This is a genomic window from Vibrio sp. 10N.222.48.A3 (assembly GCF_041475345.1).
GTDB classification, from domain to species: Bacteria; Pseudomonadota; Gammaproteobacteria; order Enterobacterales; family Vibrionaceae; genus Vibrio; species Vibrio tasmaniensis_A.
In genome coordinates, this window is sequence record NZ_JBFRVX010000017.1 from 38,152 (window position 1) to 52,394 (window position 14,243).

The window sequence follows — 14,243 nt, forward strand, 5'->3', positions numbered from 1 at the left end:
ATAGGGGGGTGTTATAGTGAACACATAAAGTATAAGTATACGAACTGTTCAATTAAGGATTAATTATGAAACGTCTTCAAGCCTCTTTCCTAGCTATATCTGTGCTAGCATCGTTACCTGCAGTTGCTGTTGTCAATGGCACAAATGTGTCTTCGTCAACTTACCAAGATTATGTTCTTAAAGTTGACTTTAACGGTTCAAATTGTGGTGGAGCGTTAATCGGTTCCGAGTATTTCCTTACAGCAAAACACTGTCTGGTTGGTGGTATTGGTTCGACAGGTATTATGAAGTATGGCCAAAGTATCAAGAATGAAACCACGGCTTCTGTAGGATATACCATTGTAAAAACGGGGGAAGATTCGGGTTTAGCAGCTGATTGGGTGGCCAACACGGATGCTCGATTCGCTACTTTACTTGCGGCTGACAGTGGCTTGACTGGATACTCATTGAAAGATTCAAAAGTCAATAAAGATTGGGCGCTTTTGAAATTAGATTCTAAAATTGGTCACAGTACAGGCGCTATTCTATCTCCTCTGTATGATTTTGGTACCAAAACAAATAATTTGCCGTTAGATACAAAGATGACCTTTCGTGGGTTTGGTATCGATAGTTCGGGTTCAGCACCGAGCATCATGCAAACTTCGCAATTTAAAACGAACAACTCATGGCATCAAGCACGAACTGAAGGTAAGGGGTTTGGTGACGTGTATGACGCAGAAGTAGGTGTTGATATTCCCATTGTTTGCCTAGCGACTACATACAATGGGACTACAGGTGATATTTGTTACTGGGATGGATACGACACAGTTGAACTATGGAATGTAGGGACTACTGAATTAGGAGCTGGCGATAGTGGTACTCCTCTTTCACATGACAACAAGATCCTTGCAATTGCTTCATCAAGTGCTTGGTCAAACAAAGACGTTTTTCAGCACTTTACATATTCTATGGATCATATTGCCTCTGCAATTAATAAAGTTATCTACCCTAACGCACATAAGCAAGTAACCAGTGGTGATAGCTCAACTCAAGCATTCACTGTAGCTATTCAAAACTTCTCTGGATCAAGTGTTAATCTTGCGCCAACGCTTGTTGATCCTACGGGACAGTTTAGTGCTGTTGTTGCAGGCTGTGTTGGAATCCTTGATGCTAAACAAGGTTGTTTAATGACGGCTTCATTTGATCCGAAAGGTGTTGGTATTACGTCAACATTCACCGCATCTATAGATATGGGTAACGGGGAGTCAGTACCACTTAAAATAAGTGTTAAACCAACCACTAAAAGCACTCCCGCTGCAGCACCTAGTGGTGGTTCGGGTGGGTCTATGGGCTTATTTTCAATGCTCGCTCTTATGAGTTTTGGATGGTTGCGCCGAAAAGCTTAATTAAAAATTTATGATCTAGCCCAACACTATATAATTTAGTGTTGGGCTTTTTTATTGGAAATTTCAATTAAAAAATGCTGAGTTTTTTACAAGCCATATCTGACTCGAACCTAGCTGACTAAAGTGGCGCATCTCTAACAGGGTTTCTTGAGCTACAGTAAGTGGGTACAATGTTCTTATGCAGAATTAGCTCTGCTGCCAGTTCAATACCTTTCTTCATAATACGATTTCCTATTTATGCTGGCGCACCTTAAAAGGTTGGTCGTTAGTATGATTCTTACGATTCAGCAAATTAACTAGCTGTTTTCTTAGCGGTGAAGTTGACGGATGAGACTCTACTAGGCTTCTTACGTCTTCCAGTAGTTCTGTTAAATATTTCTCTTGTCCTGACATCTCGTTTTCCAAATTAATGATTTTGTAAAAAAACTTATTTTTTTACATCAATTGAGTCTTCAAAATACGGGGCTCGACTTATACTTTGTCAGTGTCCGTACTAGACTCAGCCTCTAAAACAATCGCACAACCTTCCAGCATTTTTGCCACTGCCCTGCACTCACTAGCGGTTAAGTCTACACCTTGAGAATTCACCGGCTCATCACTGTCAGGTGCCAAGCACTCTATGTTCAACCGAGCGTACCCTTTAAGCGAACTTTCAGCAGTCACCTTGTAACCATTAGCATTGGCTGTTTCTTGTGCTCCTACATCTCCGGCATGGATAAATTGCGAAATAACGGTCATTTTACTTATCTCCTATTTCCTAATTAATTGATTTTTTTAGTGTAAGTCCGTTTAGGTCGCATTCTGTAAGAATGTAATTCCTCAGCATACAGCCGACCTTTACTAGTAAATTGCCACTATTGCTTTGCGTTACCGTAATGTTCATTTATCGTTTATTGTGTAGCTTTCTTGAAAGCAGCAATACCAGCATCACAAAGCGGTTTTGTGATAGGTTTTGAAGCGTTATGAGTTTTCTTAAGACCAGAGTTAGTATATTCAGCACACCAAACACTATCTTCTTTACCAGTGGTCTTATTGCGATAGTGAACACTTAAGTAACTTAAATCGTTAATCTCGACCTTAAGGATGTCAGAACCATCATATTTGTTTGGCAATGTGACTAGCACCTGATTCGCTTGAACTTTAGTAGGTTTCTTACTAAAAGCTGACGTTTGTGCGTAGGCCAATTGAGGCGAAAAGGCTAAGACCGCAATAGCGGCTAGAATAGATTTTAATCGCATATTTAATGAACTCCTTGTTTAATTTAATCACCCAGCCTTGGTACATGCTTCCTACTTTAGTGATCTGTTAATTTCACGAATAAAAGTAATGTACTGAATTAAGCCGATACCCAGTACTACAACCACGAAAACACTAGATGTAATCATCCAGGTGTTATCGCTCGAATAATACCCATACACACCAGTACCAATGCTAACTAGTACGCCAAGCGCCATTCGAGCATAAATATTAAATAATCGTCCTTCTTCGTTCACGAATTTCCCATCCTAAAAATCTTTAGTAATATCAGCCCAGGTTCTTATGAATTTTGTAAATTTTGGATAACCCTGTGTAATAAGCTTGTCATTGGTCAGGGCTTCAAAATCCGAACTAAAACTCTTGCATGATGTATGTGACATAACAGATGTCATTACAACCCCAAGAAGGGTGTCTTTTTCAAGACCTGTGTTTGTCATTCTTTCAGCAGCTTCTAGCGCTGTAATAATGCTTTGGAACCCAGTTGAATTAACAGATGTAATAGTAAGCTTAGAGGCACATTTACTTTCGACGAAGTCTTTATGCATTACAGTAAACTTGGCTCTATTAGGTGCCATTGTTCCTAATGCTAACAAGTAGCCCTCAAAACCCAAATCATTTTCATTACTTGATGAAGCTGCTATCGAAGGTGCTGACAAAGCCACGGTTAACACTAACGCCGAATATTTAATTAACATGTAGTTTATTCCTTTGAATTGATTTCTTGGTCCCACTCTATTTTGAGCTTTCAATGTTACTCACAGTCCATATAGAGGGATGTAGTTGTCCAGAAAGAAGTCACTAGAACTACAAAATAACCTTTACTTTACTTCTTTCCCTTTACTTGAAACTTAGAAGCTAGATCTGAGCGGGAACATTTTATAATTGGAGCTATTGCCATAAAAAGCACCCCGCTTGCGAAAGCCATAATTGCCATTGATGCTGTGTTTAAAATGTCATTGCTAGTTCTATTAGTCTCGTACACCACAACACCCGATAGCATTGCTCCAATCGCAAAAAATATTACATTTTTTATGGAGTGTTTGGTACGCCAAAGACCACATCGATCCGATTGAGCATTATATTGGCTTACTTCCTCAGTAATGTTGATTCGGTCTATCACTAACTTTATATCTATCAGTCCAGAATTATTTTTAATATCAACGGAGTGACTCACCAATTCTAGTGCTGAAGGCCATTCTTCAGGCCAAACGTCTAGTATCGAGACTCCATAGGCTCGTAACATCGGAAGAGCATATGCAAAGTGACTGACTTTTTTGATAAACCGATCGTCCAATACTGCCCATACATCAGTCCCCCACGCCATATTGAGTGTGAAAATTTTGATTCTGTTCGCTTCAGGGTAGTTCTTGATCATTACGCGAGCAGGTATGTGAGGGATATTATGATAGCGGCAAAAGTTTACTCTATTCTTGCCTTCTCCAGCCAAGAATAAACTGAGTTCTGGTATGTAAGTATAGAATGTATCTATTATTCCCGATTCGGAATATATGTAATCTATGACTTCATCTTTCTCGATAGTTGATATGTTTGGGTCTGGCCATACTCTCCAACTACAACCTAAAATGTGGTCAGTAGGAACATTCATTACAACTTGTTTATCGTTTGAAAATTCTCTTGGCAAAAAAGGTAAAATACTTGACAGGAAATCAGACCCAAAGTGAGGGCCATATTCACCTCCGGCTGCAGGGCCATGCAAGTCGCTAGGTATATTTTCGGGCGCTTTCCTAGCGATAGTATCAATATCATACTTTAGACTAGCCAATCGGCGTGCCGCATCAGCGACTGGATTATCTTCAATACTTATAAGGCCTCCGATGTTAGGTAATACCACTTGTTCCCTGTCATTTTGTGTAGTCATCTGGCTAATTCCTTTCGGATTTCCCTCGTAAAGTTTTGCATTGGTTAGTTTCAAACCTATACCGATGCGTTTAGCTTAAACGGTATTCACGAATATTTTCTTCATCACTATTGGCATCACCTACCAGAGTAGGTTTAATCCAAATCAATTCAGAAACCGCCAAAGCTTCTCCTTTACGTTGATTTCGCCAATGCCCTCTACGCCAGTGTTGTTTATTGCTCGTAGCGTTCCCATTAACTGGGCTCATTGTCGATTCATCTAAGTCGAGTCGAATATAAGTTACAGGCAAGTACCCCATTGACTTCAGTTGGCTTTCTGCTTTTTGTTTTTGTTTTGGAGTTTTAGCATTACTCAGTTTTTCTATTAATGACTTCGGAGCATCTGATGGGAAGTCTGTTTCCAATAAACGATGTAATGAAAGGTAGCAAAGGCAATTAGCTAAATACTCCATCGCCTGTTGGATAGCCTGTCTACCACTACTCAGATCCATTGTTTCTCGCTTTGCTCGTTGCTCTCTCAAATCTATGATAGCTGGATCTTCAATCGGCATTGACTTGGTAGCAAGTTCCCATTTGCTTGCGATTTCTACATCAATAGTTTGTTGGATAATATCGCCCAATGGTGTGTCAGATTCTTTAGAGAGTGGCAAATAGAAGTAACCTGATGGCGATGCCATCCAGTGAGATGAACCGTTGAGTGGTTTGATGACTAAGCATACTTGCAATAGCGTTGGAACATCTACGATATATGCGCCTGTAATCTCTAGGTTTCCCCACGAAACAGATTTATGGAATTGCACAAAGTAGTAAGGGTAAGGCGACTTTAATGCGCTAATTGGTACTTCTGAGGCTTTAGTGTTTGAAAGCATTTCACCTATACGATCAGTGAACGAAAATAGGTTGTGACCATTTGCAGCAAAAGCACCATAGTACATAGCCAAGCTAATTTCAGGCATAAGGTCGATACTAATACTATCTTTATGTATCTTCCCCTGCTCAAGAGCAGCATTCCATTCTCGACTGATTGCCGCTTGAATAGATTGGATGGAGTTACCACTAAAACCAAACTGATTAATAGTGTGCTTTGCCGTTTTTGAAAAAGGGCGATTACGTTGATACCATATCGGATGGTAACTATTTGAGTTCATGGTTTTTCCATTTCATTAGTCAGCAAAAAAGTGTTGTTTATTGTGGTATGGACGGTACTGAACTCAGCGACTCGAAACGCAAAGCACCTTTAGCCCATCTATCACCAGACCTAGCAGCATCGTTTAAACCATGCTTAGAAGTCAGTATCCAAGTAGGCAACTTTTTCTTTGCTGCTCGCGAAAAGTACCTTTTACTGCAGTCCTCAATGAATGTTTTAATTCGGTTGGCAATGTCATCTGGAAGACAGTATTGCGCGTCCTCCATATAGCGAATTGTCTCTTCATATTGAAGATACTTCGGTAAAACTTCCGATTTATCCCAAACAATCATGGGCATTTCTACTGCATCCATGCGAGAACCTTTGGGTAGATAGGTTGTATTCGGATCGAGAATGTACCCCTGTGTTTCAACCCAAAAGTGGCTTGGTTGTTCTGATGTAAATCCTCTAAAGCCCTCTAAACGAGCATCACGGCCATCGATAGACATAGTAAATACGCCCACATTTCCACCGACAATACTGGACTTTACACCTGCATTTAACAGGATGGTATGTATCGCACAAGCACTATATAAACACCTGATATCGTAGTCATTTGGAAAGCTCTTTCTTAAGCACCAATCTGTGCTTGCAAACAAGTCAACTATATTTACACTTCCTACTCGCATATCCTTTTCCTATTACGATTGGACGCCCGTTCTAGCGCACAGTACGTCACCTTTATTACATTCCATCGTCGTTAATTTATGATACGTAACCTAAGCAAGGAGTAGTTTCGATACCAGCCAATTTCAGGGTAGTGTGCATAATTGCTGTAGAGGCATAGCAAGCTCCACCCCAGGAGTAGTTTTCTATAAGTTCTGCCATCGCGCTGGCAATTCTATCTACGTTCACAAACTTCATCGCTATTCCCTTTAGTTAATTACTTCTGTCAAAGGCGCTAAATTCAGCTATTTCAATGCCTTTTGCACAAGCTCGATTTTTCCTACGTTAAGTTAAGGAGATTTCGCCATTCAGCATCTTGTACGTGCAGATTCGCTAGTTCTGCGTCTTCAGCCTCAGAAAGACCTCTATCGAGAGCCGCCAGGAATGCAATTCTATCTAAGATCCCCCCGTATTCAGGGTGACTGTTCTTGGCCTCTGCGAAAGTCATATCGTTTTCCACGTTTCCCACGTTGGTTAAGTGTTCGATGAGCGAATCAAATCACGCTTCATTGCCATACGATAAGCGGTACGTGTACCGACTCGATCCCCTGAGCACTTGGGTACTCGTTTTGATCGACATTTCTTGCTAAAAAGACTCGCGTTCGATGCAGGATCAATAACTTGTTTAATAAATGGTTTCACTGCTTATTCCTTGTTGTAGAATCGTGGTTGCCATATCAATTCCATTGCTGTTTGGTAGTGGCGATGCTCTTAACTATTACGACTGGACGGCAGTTTCTTCATATTCAATCGCTAGCCAAATGTTCCCTTCAACAAATTGACCTCGATAGAACAAGCGGTCTTGACGTACTGACCAGTCCCTTAGTTGATCTTCTAAAAATGCTGAGCCACCGTGAATTAAAGGAAGGCTTTTAGGAGGCTTAATGTCTTTACAGCGGAAATGGGGTAATGACCATAATCGGTATGGTTTCTTGTCTCGACAAAATGAGACTGGCGCACAGAGTTTATGTGATAAACCCTCTTTCACTTCACCTTCTTCAATATAAATATACTCACGGATCATTTGAAATTCCCTAATCTACTTTTCCCAAAATACTGACAGGTTCCTCGTAACTAACAGGCCACCAGCGCTTGCCATTGAAACTATATGAAAAAGCTCGTTTCCCCGATGAATACGTAGCAAATTTAAACTGCATGTGAGGCGCATCTTTGATGTTTTGCTGCTTACAATAATCACAAATCCATTGCTTGATGGCCTTGTTCTTCAATTTAAGTTCCCATTAGACATTAGTTTCTTGGTAGTTATAGCCTTGGGTAGCTCGATACTCATCTTTGTGAGCCGTACCACCGAACGCTAATCGGTCTGATAGTTGACGCAGTTCATTTTCATCCCAGATATTTACTTCGATACAGTTAAAGGGAGCATTTAAGAATCTACGTTTTTCGCCTTTTGTTAACTCTGACCAATACGCACCAAATACCTTAAACTCATCGTTGAGGTACTTTTCAATTGTGGTGATCCGTTGTTGACCATCTAAGAGCGCTCCCGAGAACTTTCTAGGCTTACCTTCAGAGCCTTCATAATCGTTAGCATTAAGAACGTAAACGCCGTGATACAGGTCTAAATAGATTGACTCGATCAAACGCTGTTGCTGCACTTCATCCCATTCATAGGGACGTTGCCAGGCAGGGAGTGGTAAACCCATAACATATCTTTTAGACCAACCACATTCACGCTCATCCGAGCGTTTCTGTATATAAACTAAATGCTCGACATTAAAAGCTCGATGCTGGCCTAGTGGTTGTCGTTGTGGAATAAACATAGGTTACTAGTCTCTTAATAAAACAAATCAATAGACACATTACAACACACCTTTAATGTGCTGTAAATTAATTTGGATATACTCTTTCGAAATAAACCCCCAACTCGTTATTTCATACCAACCAGTACGATCTGAACCAACTCGATTAAGTTCTACATCAAGGTCTACCAATGACTTTATTAAAGCCTGAATTGTACGTCTACCCATGCCAGTTTTAGCTTCTAACAAAGGAACTGTATTTACCCCACTATCTATCAAAGAAAGTAAGTACAGACGTTTGTAGTTAGCAATTCCGCTACGTGTTTTGTTCTGCATTTCACTTCTCTACCGCAAGCATGTTCATGATGAGTCGAATAATCGTGTCTTTCTGACTAGGCTCAGACTCCGCAACTAACAGTGTTAGTGCAGCCAATCCAGAATCATTGATAACGGCACTACCTTCCGCATCATAGAGGCGATTATTGCGATGGAGAAAGTCTGCAAACAAAAAAGCCGCGCTCCGTTTGTTGCCATCATTAAAGACATGATTCTTTACACAAAAATACAGCAAGTGTGCAGCTTTGCTTTCAATGGTCGGGTAAGCATCTTCACCAAATACGCTCTGGTTTAAGTTACCAAAGATACTAGAAAGCCCACCAGCACCTCTGTCACGCGCAAATAACTCGGTGGCCTCACCTTTAGCCATAAGATCGACTTTAAGCTCTGAAAGAGCCTGTAGCGCGACTTCCGTTGATGGAAACTCACCACCTTGAATACCTCTAGGTTCAGTTAATAAACCTTCGTCATATCGTTGAAGCCATAAAAAGGTAGAGGTATAGCGACTGATGATATCTACGATGCCACGACTACTACTTAAAGTTAGCTCTGGCGACTTGACTGAACGTTGAATTAACTTGATTGCGGCCTCTAATTCCTGAGCATTTGACTCAAGACGACTGCTGTCAATGGCATAGCCTCGAATCAAATACTCCTTGAGTAGTTTGGTTGCCCACTGCCTAAACTGAACGCCAACTTTTGACTTAACTCGATAACCAACGGAGATTACAACATCCAAGCTATAAAACTTCACAGGTTTGTCTGAATTAGCAATGTGCATATTTTGCACATTGCTTTTTTCTTCAAGCTCACCTTCCTTGAAGACGTTATTTACGTGCTTGGTAATAACAGAACGTTCACGACCAAACAGATGACAAATCTGAGCTTGTGAAAGCCATGTTGTGTCGCTTTCGACGTTAACCTCAAGTCTGATTTCACCATCTTTTGATTCGAATATGTCGATCACTGAATTGCTCATTATCTAACCTTTTAATCCTGAAAAGTCCATTTGCGTACTTGTTTCAATCGTTTTATGGCACAGCTATATATTTAAAGGTCTTTAAACCTAACCGCTTTGCGTTCTCTTTCGCTGCTGCTTTAGAAACGAATGGATATACGTCTTTCGTTTCAAGACTACTTAAAGCTTCTTCAACAGAATCCACTAGCCAATGACCATCAACGCAAGGCTGTGTACCTCCGATTTGTCTATGGGTTAACTTGCCCGTTTCATCCATTGATGAAAATACTTTCTCATCCACGTAATTGAGTTCAATTTCCACGATTGAACCGTCTACCTTGTAAAACTTAGGGTATTTATGCCCAGTAACTAATAAATATCGCATATCTAACCTCAGTGTTACTTGAACATTTGGCTAACTTTTGTGCGCAACGTTTTCCTATCACGTTAAACGGTATTCTCGAACATCATCTTCATCACTATCGGCATCGCCCACCAGAGTAGGTTTAATCCAAATTAATTCAGAAATCGACAAAGACTGTCCTTTGCGTTGATTGCGCCAATGTCCTCTACGCCAGTGTTGTTTTTTACTCGTACCATCCCCTTTACCTGTACTTATTGTCGATTCATCTAAGTCAAGTCGAATATAAGTTACAGGCAAGTACCCCATTGACTTCAATTGGCTTTCTGCTTTTTGTTTTTGCTTTGTCGTTTTAGCATTATTCAGTTTGTCTAATAATGATTTCGGCGCATCTGATGGAAATTCTGTTTCCAATAAACGGTGTGATGAGAGATAGCAAAGACAATTAGCCAAATACTCCATTGCCTGTTGAATTGCTTGTCTACCACTACTTAGATCCATTGTTTCTCGCTTAGCTCGTTGCTCTCTCAAATCTATGATTGCGGGATCTTCAATCGGCATTGATTTGGTAGCGTGTTCCCATTTACTAGCAATTTCTGAATCAATCGTTTGTTGGATAATGTCGCCCAATGATGTGTCAGATTCTTTAGAGAGTGGCAAATAGAAGTAACCGGATGGTGAGGCCATCCAGTGTGATGAATCGTTGAGTGGTTTCAGAACAAGGCATACTTGCAATAATGTTGGAACATCTACGATATATGCACCTGTGATTTCTAAGTTTCCCCAAGAAACCGCTTTATGGAATTGAACAAAGTAGTAAGGATAAGGCGACTGTAATGCACTAATCGGCACTTCTGAGGCTTTAGTATTTGAAAGCATTTCACCTATGCGATCAGTAAACGAAAATAGGTTGTGACCATTTGCAGCAAAAGCACCATAGTACATAGCCAAGCTAATTTCTGGCATAAGGTCGGTACTGATACTATCTTTATGTATCTTCCCCTGCTCAAGAGCTGCGTTCCATTCTCTGCTGATTGTCGCTTGAATAGTTTGGATGGAGTTGCCACTAAAACCAAACTGACTAATGGTGTGCTTTGCCTTTTTAGAAAAAGGGCGATTGCGCTGATACCATATTGGATGATAGCTATTTGAGTTCATTCCACTACTCCTTTACCTATATGGATTTTTCATTCGATGGTTCATGATTTTCAATGACGAACCACGCTCCGTATTCTCTAGTTCGCTTTGCTATCTCAAACTTATCAATAAATTTTGAGATACTTGCCATTGCCACTTTGTCACTCACATAGTGATGTCCTCCAAGCGGCCTAATGTCATTTATTATGTGTTGTATGTGAAGCTCTTTTCCATCTTCAAGCACCGCTCTGACTCTATTCATGGTTCTCTTGAATGGTGTCATGTAATCGGTCTCCCCGCCTTTAACACCAGCTTGAGCGCAGCGCATGTCATCATTCAACAATTCAATTATGCGATGGGCTGTTTTACGAGAGCCGTGTTGAATTTTAGGTGCAACATCTTGATGAATAGTGTACTCATAGCTTCCCCATACGATAGTCCAATACCGCTCATCACTTATGCTGATATATGGTTGAGATTGTATATTGCGAGTCCTCATGTTAGGCCGCTTAGATATTGAGTAAACACCAATTCGGTATTGCTCTAGCATGATTTTTTTAAGATCGGACATTGACCCGTTTGTTCGACTTACGAATGCTATCAATAAGTGGGGAACCGCGATCTTTTGTTCATACCCTTTTCGATGCCATTCCTTTCTTTTTTCCGCATCAATTTGCCACCTAGCTAACTGTTCGATAACCGGATAGCTCAACGTTTTTTTGCACTCAATAACCTGGCATAGACTCCCTTTTACTCCAATAAAGTCAGGGCGACCATTAAATAGATCGATAACTACCTCTGGATACAAAGACCAGTTACTCAACTCAAGAAATACCTTGGCTACATCTGCTATTTCAGCTTCATTTTTTATAGGATCATCTCTCATAGGTCGCTCCTTTGGCCTTACTGATTGAGAAAGTGCAGGGTTTCGTTTTAGGATCGCCATAACAACTTGCTTTTTCTTTTACTCAACAAGAACAAGGTCTTGCTCAAGCTTTTTTACTTCGAGTTCAATCTGCTTCAAAGTTAGTTTTTTTTCGACAATAGATAGCTCAAGCAACTCGGAATTTTGTTCAGAATTGAGCTTATAGTTAAATGCGATACTACAGAGTGCTGTAGCGATAATTGCCAATAGAAAGACTTGTAACTTAACCATAACGTCACCTCAAATGTCGTCTTTTGTTAATCCGCGAATGTCCACTTTCTAACCTGTCTCATGCGATTTAGCCGCCTCTTGGCTGCCTCATCACGTTTAGTAAACCATTCGTGAATTGGCGCATATTGCCCCACATCCATAGCTATCGCCTTCTTTATGCTGTCAACCGAGAAACCACTTATAGTAGAAATATCTCTAAGGCCAATATCGCTTTTGTACGCTTCGATCAGAAACAGCCTGTGCAGGGACTTACGTGTAATCCCAACATCACTAAGTTTTGCAGAGTGAATAATTCCATCGACAAACTTGTTTAAGTGCGTTGAACTGTAAGCGATTTTGTCTCCCCTAACTCCACGTTTTTGCAACCCAAAAGGCTTAAATGTCAGTGGATTGATGATTAACAATGCTGTTGGCATTAAGCTCAAGTAACTTCGGTTGGGTGAACTAAGAACCCCCTCTGACCGCAGTAAAGCCAAATACTGCTCTAACGTTTTCTTGAGATCATCATTTAGCAATATGGGGCGCTCTTTTCCGTTATATGTTCTGTCAGCATCTAAAATAAATAGCTCATGCAAATCACCGTTTGCTGCCACAAGGTCTTGTACCATCAAGTTTGCTATTTCAATTTCTCGGAGTGCAGCGCAGCTCATTAGCTGTATCACTAGCTTGCCGATGATGCTCCATTTGTTCGTTCTGTTAATACTGACCTTGAGGATCTTGTTGTACTCGGCTCTAGTCGGTGGTCTACCTTTCACAATATCACGCATTTTTACAACCAATAATGCACATTGTAGCGCGTTACTACTCTTCGTAATAGAGCAAGTGGTAAGTTTTGGTCACAAAACCAACTAGTTAAGTCCTGCGTGTAGGAAAATCACGCTGCTGGCCGTTTTTCAGAAAAACATCTCTTAGTTTTCCCTTAAAGCCCCACCAAACAAAGCCTAGTTCGCTGAATTAAGCTTATCCCACTGCTAACGTGTGTGCGTATTCATTAATAAATAAGGATTTACACACATAGCACTACCTCAAATAATCGAAGCCAAAGATAAAACTGGCTCTTTAAAGTCACAGAACAAAGCCGAAATATGGTGGCAATTGCGGAAATGGCTTTGTGTTTGCTATCAAAAAAACGCTTGCAATACTATCATATAATTGATAGTATACATTCATGGTCAGAAACGACCTAGTTCTTTAACAATGTGAGGTGGTTATGAGTGAGGGCAACAATGCTACGCCTGTCACGTCTGAGCTTGAAAAGGCACAGATACGAGGTATTAACTCAGAGATACGCTTAAAGACGTTTGGCTTTTGCCAACGTTGGCTTATAATCTGGTTAACTATTGGCGGTTTCATCAAATTAGACTTAGCTAAGGAGGTGATTTCATGGATAAGTGGATAGAGAATCACATGATGCTGACTTCTGTTGTTATCATGGTTTCAGGTTTAACTTTAGGCTTCATCCTCTTCTAAAATAAGCCCCTTATGGGGCTTATTAACATTCAGAATCAAATGCACCCAAACAACAAACAACTCAAATTAATCCTAGAGCACCTTTTTAAAAGAGAGGAGCAAAGGCAGTTAGTAGAAGCCGTTTTAAGCAATAAGGTTTCATCTGTATATGAGGCTGAAAAACGGTTTGGAATTTCACCCAACACAGGAACCCGACACATAAAAAAGTACGAGAGTCATATCGAGTATTTAAAAAGTATCGGTCTCAAGCTGTAACAATCAATCACCTCACTAGCCCACTGTTTACAGTGGGTTTTTTATTATCCAGATAAGGGAATAAATGGAACAATCACACGAAGAGTGGCGCAAAAGTCGAGAAGCTGAAAGGCTTGCATTTAACGACTGGTGTAAAAGTGAAGAGGCGCAACAGTTAGCGGCCAAACAATGGCAAACTGAGCGTTTTGAAGGTGTATATATAGCCGTGTCGAATATCGATGATGACCTACCCGAACAATCGCGTACAGAAGCCGCCATTCAAGCCGTACAGAACGAACAAAACGTGTCTGTGGAATCTGTTTTTTTAGATTTACACAACAAATCAGAAGGCTTTGAATACAGCGTTGAGAATGTAGAAACGTTCTTAAAATGTCAAAAAGAGATACTTAGTCGAGCATTCGGTGATTCTGTACCTAATAGCGCATTCGTATCATG

The 14,243-nt window shown here is 40.5% G+C and carries 20 protein-coding genes; 3 read left to right on the plus strand and 17 right to left on the minus strand.

Annotated elements, in window-relative coordinates:
• Positions 1-65 precede the first annotated feature (65 nt).
• On the plus strand, positions 66-1,385 hold the full coding sequence (locus AB4653_RS00595; RefSeq protein WP_102258427.1) for a trypsin-like serine protease: 1,320 nt from the start codon (positions 66-68) through the stop codon (positions 1,383-1,385).
• A 471-nt stretch (positions 1,386-1,856) separates the two neighbouring features.
• Here the strand turns inward: AB4653_RS00595 and AB4653_RS00600 are convergent, their stop codons facing one another.
• The 17 genes from AB4653_RS00600 to AB4653_RS00680 form a co-directional block, all read right to left on the minus strand.
• Entirely contained in the window at positions 1,857-2,123 is a 267-nt protein-coding gene (locus AB4653_RS00600; RefSeq protein WP_102258428.1) for a hypothetical protein, read from the minus strand.
• Between the two features lie 152 nt (positions 2,124-2,275).
• A complete protein-coding gene (locus AB4653_RS00605) occupies positions 2,276-2,623 on the minus strand; it encodes a hypothetical protein (protein WP_102258429.1) in 348 nt (115 codons plus the stop codon).
• A gap of 267 nt (positions 2,624-2,890) precedes the next feature.
• On the minus strand, positions 2,891-3,337 hold the full coding sequence (locus AB4653_RS00610) for a hypothetical protein (RefSeq protein ID WP_102258431.1): 447 nt from the start codon (positions 3,335-3,337) through the stop codon (positions 2,891-2,893).
• 128 nt (positions 3,338-3,465) lie between these two features.
• Positions 3,466-4,521 (minus strand): hypothetical protein, encoded by a 1,056-nt coding sequence (locus tag AB4653_RS00615; protein WP_102258432.1) that lies wholly within the window; start codon positions 4,519-4,521, stop codon positions 3,466-3,468.
• 70 nt (positions 4,522-4,591) lie between these two features.
• Positions 4,592-5,668: a hypothetical protein gene (locus tag AB4653_RS00620; protein ID WP_102258433.1), complete on the minus strand. Its 1,077-nt coding sequence runs from the start codon at positions 5,666-5,668 to the stop codon at positions 4,592-4,594.
• A 37-nt stretch (positions 5,669-5,705) separates the two neighbouring features.
• Positions 5,706-6,335, minus strand: a complete 630-nt coding sequence (locus AB4653_RS00625) for a hypothetical protein (RefSeq protein WP_102258434.1) — start codon at positions 6,333-6,335, stop codon at positions 5,706-5,708.
• A gap of 76 nt (positions 6,336-6,411) precedes the next feature.
• Positions 6,412-6,570, minus strand: a complete 159-nt coding sequence (locus AB4653_RS00630; protein ID WP_157936408.1) for a hypothetical protein — start codon at positions 6,568-6,570, stop codon at positions 6,412-6,414.
• Positions 6,571-6,652: 82 nt separating this feature from the next.
• Positions 6,653-6,820 (minus strand): hypothetical protein, encoded by a 168-nt coding sequence (locus tag AB4653_RS00635; RefSeq protein ID WP_157936409.1) that lies wholly within the window; start codon positions 6,818-6,820, stop codon positions 6,653-6,655.
• 270 nt (positions 6,821-7,090) lie between these two features.
• Positions 7,091-7,396, minus strand: coding sequence for a hypothetical protein (locus AB4653_RS00640; protein WP_102258435.1), 306 nt, complete (start codon positions 7,394-7,396; stop codon positions 7,091-7,093).
• A 217-nt stretch (positions 7,397-7,613) separates the two neighbouring features.
• Positions 7,614-8,039 carry a DUF262 domain-containing protein gene (locus AB4653_RS00645; RefSeq protein WP_170962758.1) on the minus strand — a complete coding sequence of 142 codons (426 nt, stop codon included), beginning with the start codon at positions 8,037-8,039 and terminating at the stop codon, positions 7,614-7,616.
• A gap of 156 nt (positions 8,040-8,195) precedes the next feature.
• The gene (locus AB4653_RS00650; RefSeq protein WP_102258438.1) at positions 8,196-8,471 is read right to left on the minus strand and encodes a helix-turn-helix domain-containing protein; all 276 of its coding nucleotides are present in this window, start codon (positions 8,469-8,471) and stop codon (positions 8,196-8,198) included.
• Between the two features lies 1 nt (position 8,472).
• Complete coding sequence (rhuM, locus tag AB4653_RS00655) at positions 8,473-9,450, minus strand: RhuM family protein (RefSeq protein WP_102258439.1); 978 nt, start codon at positions 9,448-9,450, stop codon at positions 8,473-8,475.
• Between the two features lie 52 nt (positions 9,451-9,502).
• Positions 9,503-9,814 (minus strand): hypothetical protein, encoded by a 312-nt coding sequence (locus tag AB4653_RS00660; protein WP_102258440.1) that lies wholly within the window; start codon positions 9,812-9,814, stop codon positions 9,503-9,505.
• 57 nt (positions 9,815-9,871) lie between these two features.
• Positions 9,872-10,948 (minus strand): hypothetical protein, encoded by a 1,077-nt coding sequence (locus tag AB4653_RS00665; RefSeq protein WP_102258441.1) that lies wholly within the window; start codon positions 10,946-10,948, stop codon positions 9,872-9,874.
• 16 nt (positions 10,949-10,964) lie between these two features.
• Positions 10,965-11,813, minus strand: coding sequence for a hypothetical protein (locus AB4653_RS00670; RefSeq protein ID WP_102258442.1), 849 nt, complete (start codon positions 11,811-11,813; stop codon positions 10,965-10,967).
• Between the two features lie 78 nt (positions 11,814-11,891).
• Positions 11,892-12,083 (minus strand): hypothetical protein, encoded by a 192-nt coding sequence (locus tag AB4653_RS00675; RefSeq protein ID WP_102258443.1) that lies wholly within the window; start codon positions 12,081-12,083, stop codon positions 11,892-11,894.
• Positions 12,084-12,109: 26 nt separating this feature from the next.
• Entirely contained in the window at positions 12,110-12,850 is a 741-nt protein-coding gene (locus AB4653_RS00680; RefSeq protein WP_102258444.1) for a site-specific integrase, read from the minus strand.
• Positions 12,851-13,592: 742 nt separating this feature from the next.
• On the opposite strand from AB4653_RS00680, the gene AB4653_RS00685 reads away from it, so the two are divergent.
• A complete protein-coding gene (locus tag AB4653_RS00685; protein ID WP_029189208.1) occupies positions 13,593-13,808 on the plus strand; it encodes a helix-turn-helix domain-containing protein in 216 nt (71 codons plus the stop codon).
• Between the two features lie 64 nt (positions 13,809-13,872).
• On the plus strand, positions 13,873-14,243 hold a 371-nt coding region (locus AB4653_RS00690), incomplete at its 3' end, for a hypothetical protein (RefSeq protein ID WP_137002694.1).

Excerpts from the sequence above, each read along its gene's own strand:
- AB4653_RS00595 (WP_102258427.1), top strand. The coding sequence starts at position 66 with ATGAAACGTCTTCAAGCCTCTTTCCTAGCTATATCTGTGCTAGCATCG.
- AB4653_RS00600 (WP_102258428.1), bottom strand. The coding sequence starts at position 2,123 with ATGACCGTTATTTCGCAATTTATCCATGCCGGAGATGTAGGAGCACAA.
- AB4653_RS00605 (WP_102258429.1), bottom strand. The coding sequence starts at position 2,623 with ATGCGATTAAAATCTATTCTAGCCGCTATTGCGGTCTTAGCCTTTTCG.
- AB4653_RS00610 (WP_102258431.1), bottom strand. The coding sequence starts at position 3,337 with ATGTTAATTAAATATTCGGCGTTAGTGTTAACCGTGGCTTTGTCAGCA.
- AB4653_RS00615 (WP_102258432.1), bottom strand. The coding sequence starts at position 4,521 with ATGACTACACAAAATGACAGGGAACAAGTGGTATTACCTAACATCGGA.
- AB4653_RS00620 (WP_102258433.1), bottom strand. The coding sequence starts at position 5,668 with ATGAACTCAAATAGTTACCATCCGATATGGTATCAACGTAATCGCCCT.
- AB4653_RS00625 (WP_102258434.1), bottom strand. The coding sequence starts at position 6,335 with ATGCGAGTAGGAAGTGTAAATATAGTTGACTTGTTTGCAAGCACAGAT.
- AB4653_RS00630 (WP_157936408.1), bottom strand. The coding sequence starts at position 6,570 with ATGAAGTTTGTGAACGTAGATAGAATTGCCAGCGCGATGGCAGAACTT.
- AB4653_RS00635 (WP_157936409.1), bottom strand. The coding sequence starts at position 6,820 with ATGACTTTCGCAGAGGCCAAGAACAGTCACCCTGAATACGGGGGGATC.
- AB4653_RS00640 (WP_102258435.1), bottom strand. The coding sequence starts at position 7,396 with ATGATCCGTGAGTATATTTATATTGAAGAAGGTGAAGTGAAAGAGGGT.
- AB4653_RS00645 (WP_170962758.1), bottom strand. The coding sequence starts at position 8,039 with ATGGGTTTACCACTCCCTGCCTGGCAACGTCCCTATGAATGGGATGAA.
- AB4653_RS00650 (WP_102258438.1), bottom strand. The coding sequence starts at position 8,471 with ATGCAGAACAAAACACGTAGCGGAATTGCTAACTACAAACGTCTGTAC.
- rhuM (WP_102258439.1), bottom strand. The coding sequence starts at position 9,450 with ATGAGCAATTCAGTGATCGACATATTCGAATCAAAAGATGGTGAAATC.
- AB4653_RS00660 (WP_102258440.1), bottom strand. The coding sequence starts at position 9,814 with ATGCGATATTTATTAGTTACTGGGCATAAATACCCTAAGTTTTACAAG.
- AB4653_RS00665 (WP_102258441.1), bottom strand. The coding sequence starts at position 10,948 with ATGAACTCAAATAGCTATCATCCAATATGGTATCAGCGCAATCGCCCT.
- AB4653_RS00670 (WP_102258442.1), bottom strand. The coding sequence starts at position 11,813 with ATGAGAGATGATCCTATAAAAAATGAAGCTGAAATAGCAGATGTAGCC.
- AB4653_RS00675 (WP_102258443.1), bottom strand. The coding sequence starts at position 12,083 with ATGGTTAAGTTACAAGTCTTTCTATTGGCAATTATCGCTACAGCACTC.
- AB4653_RS00680 (WP_102258444.1), bottom strand. The coding sequence starts at position 12,850 with ATGCGTGATATTGTGAAAGGTAGACCACCGACTAGAGCCGAGTACAAC.
- AB4653_RS00685 (WP_029189208.1), top strand. The coding sequence starts at position 13,593 with ATGCACCCAAACAACAAACAACTCAAATTAATCCTAGAGCACCTTTTT.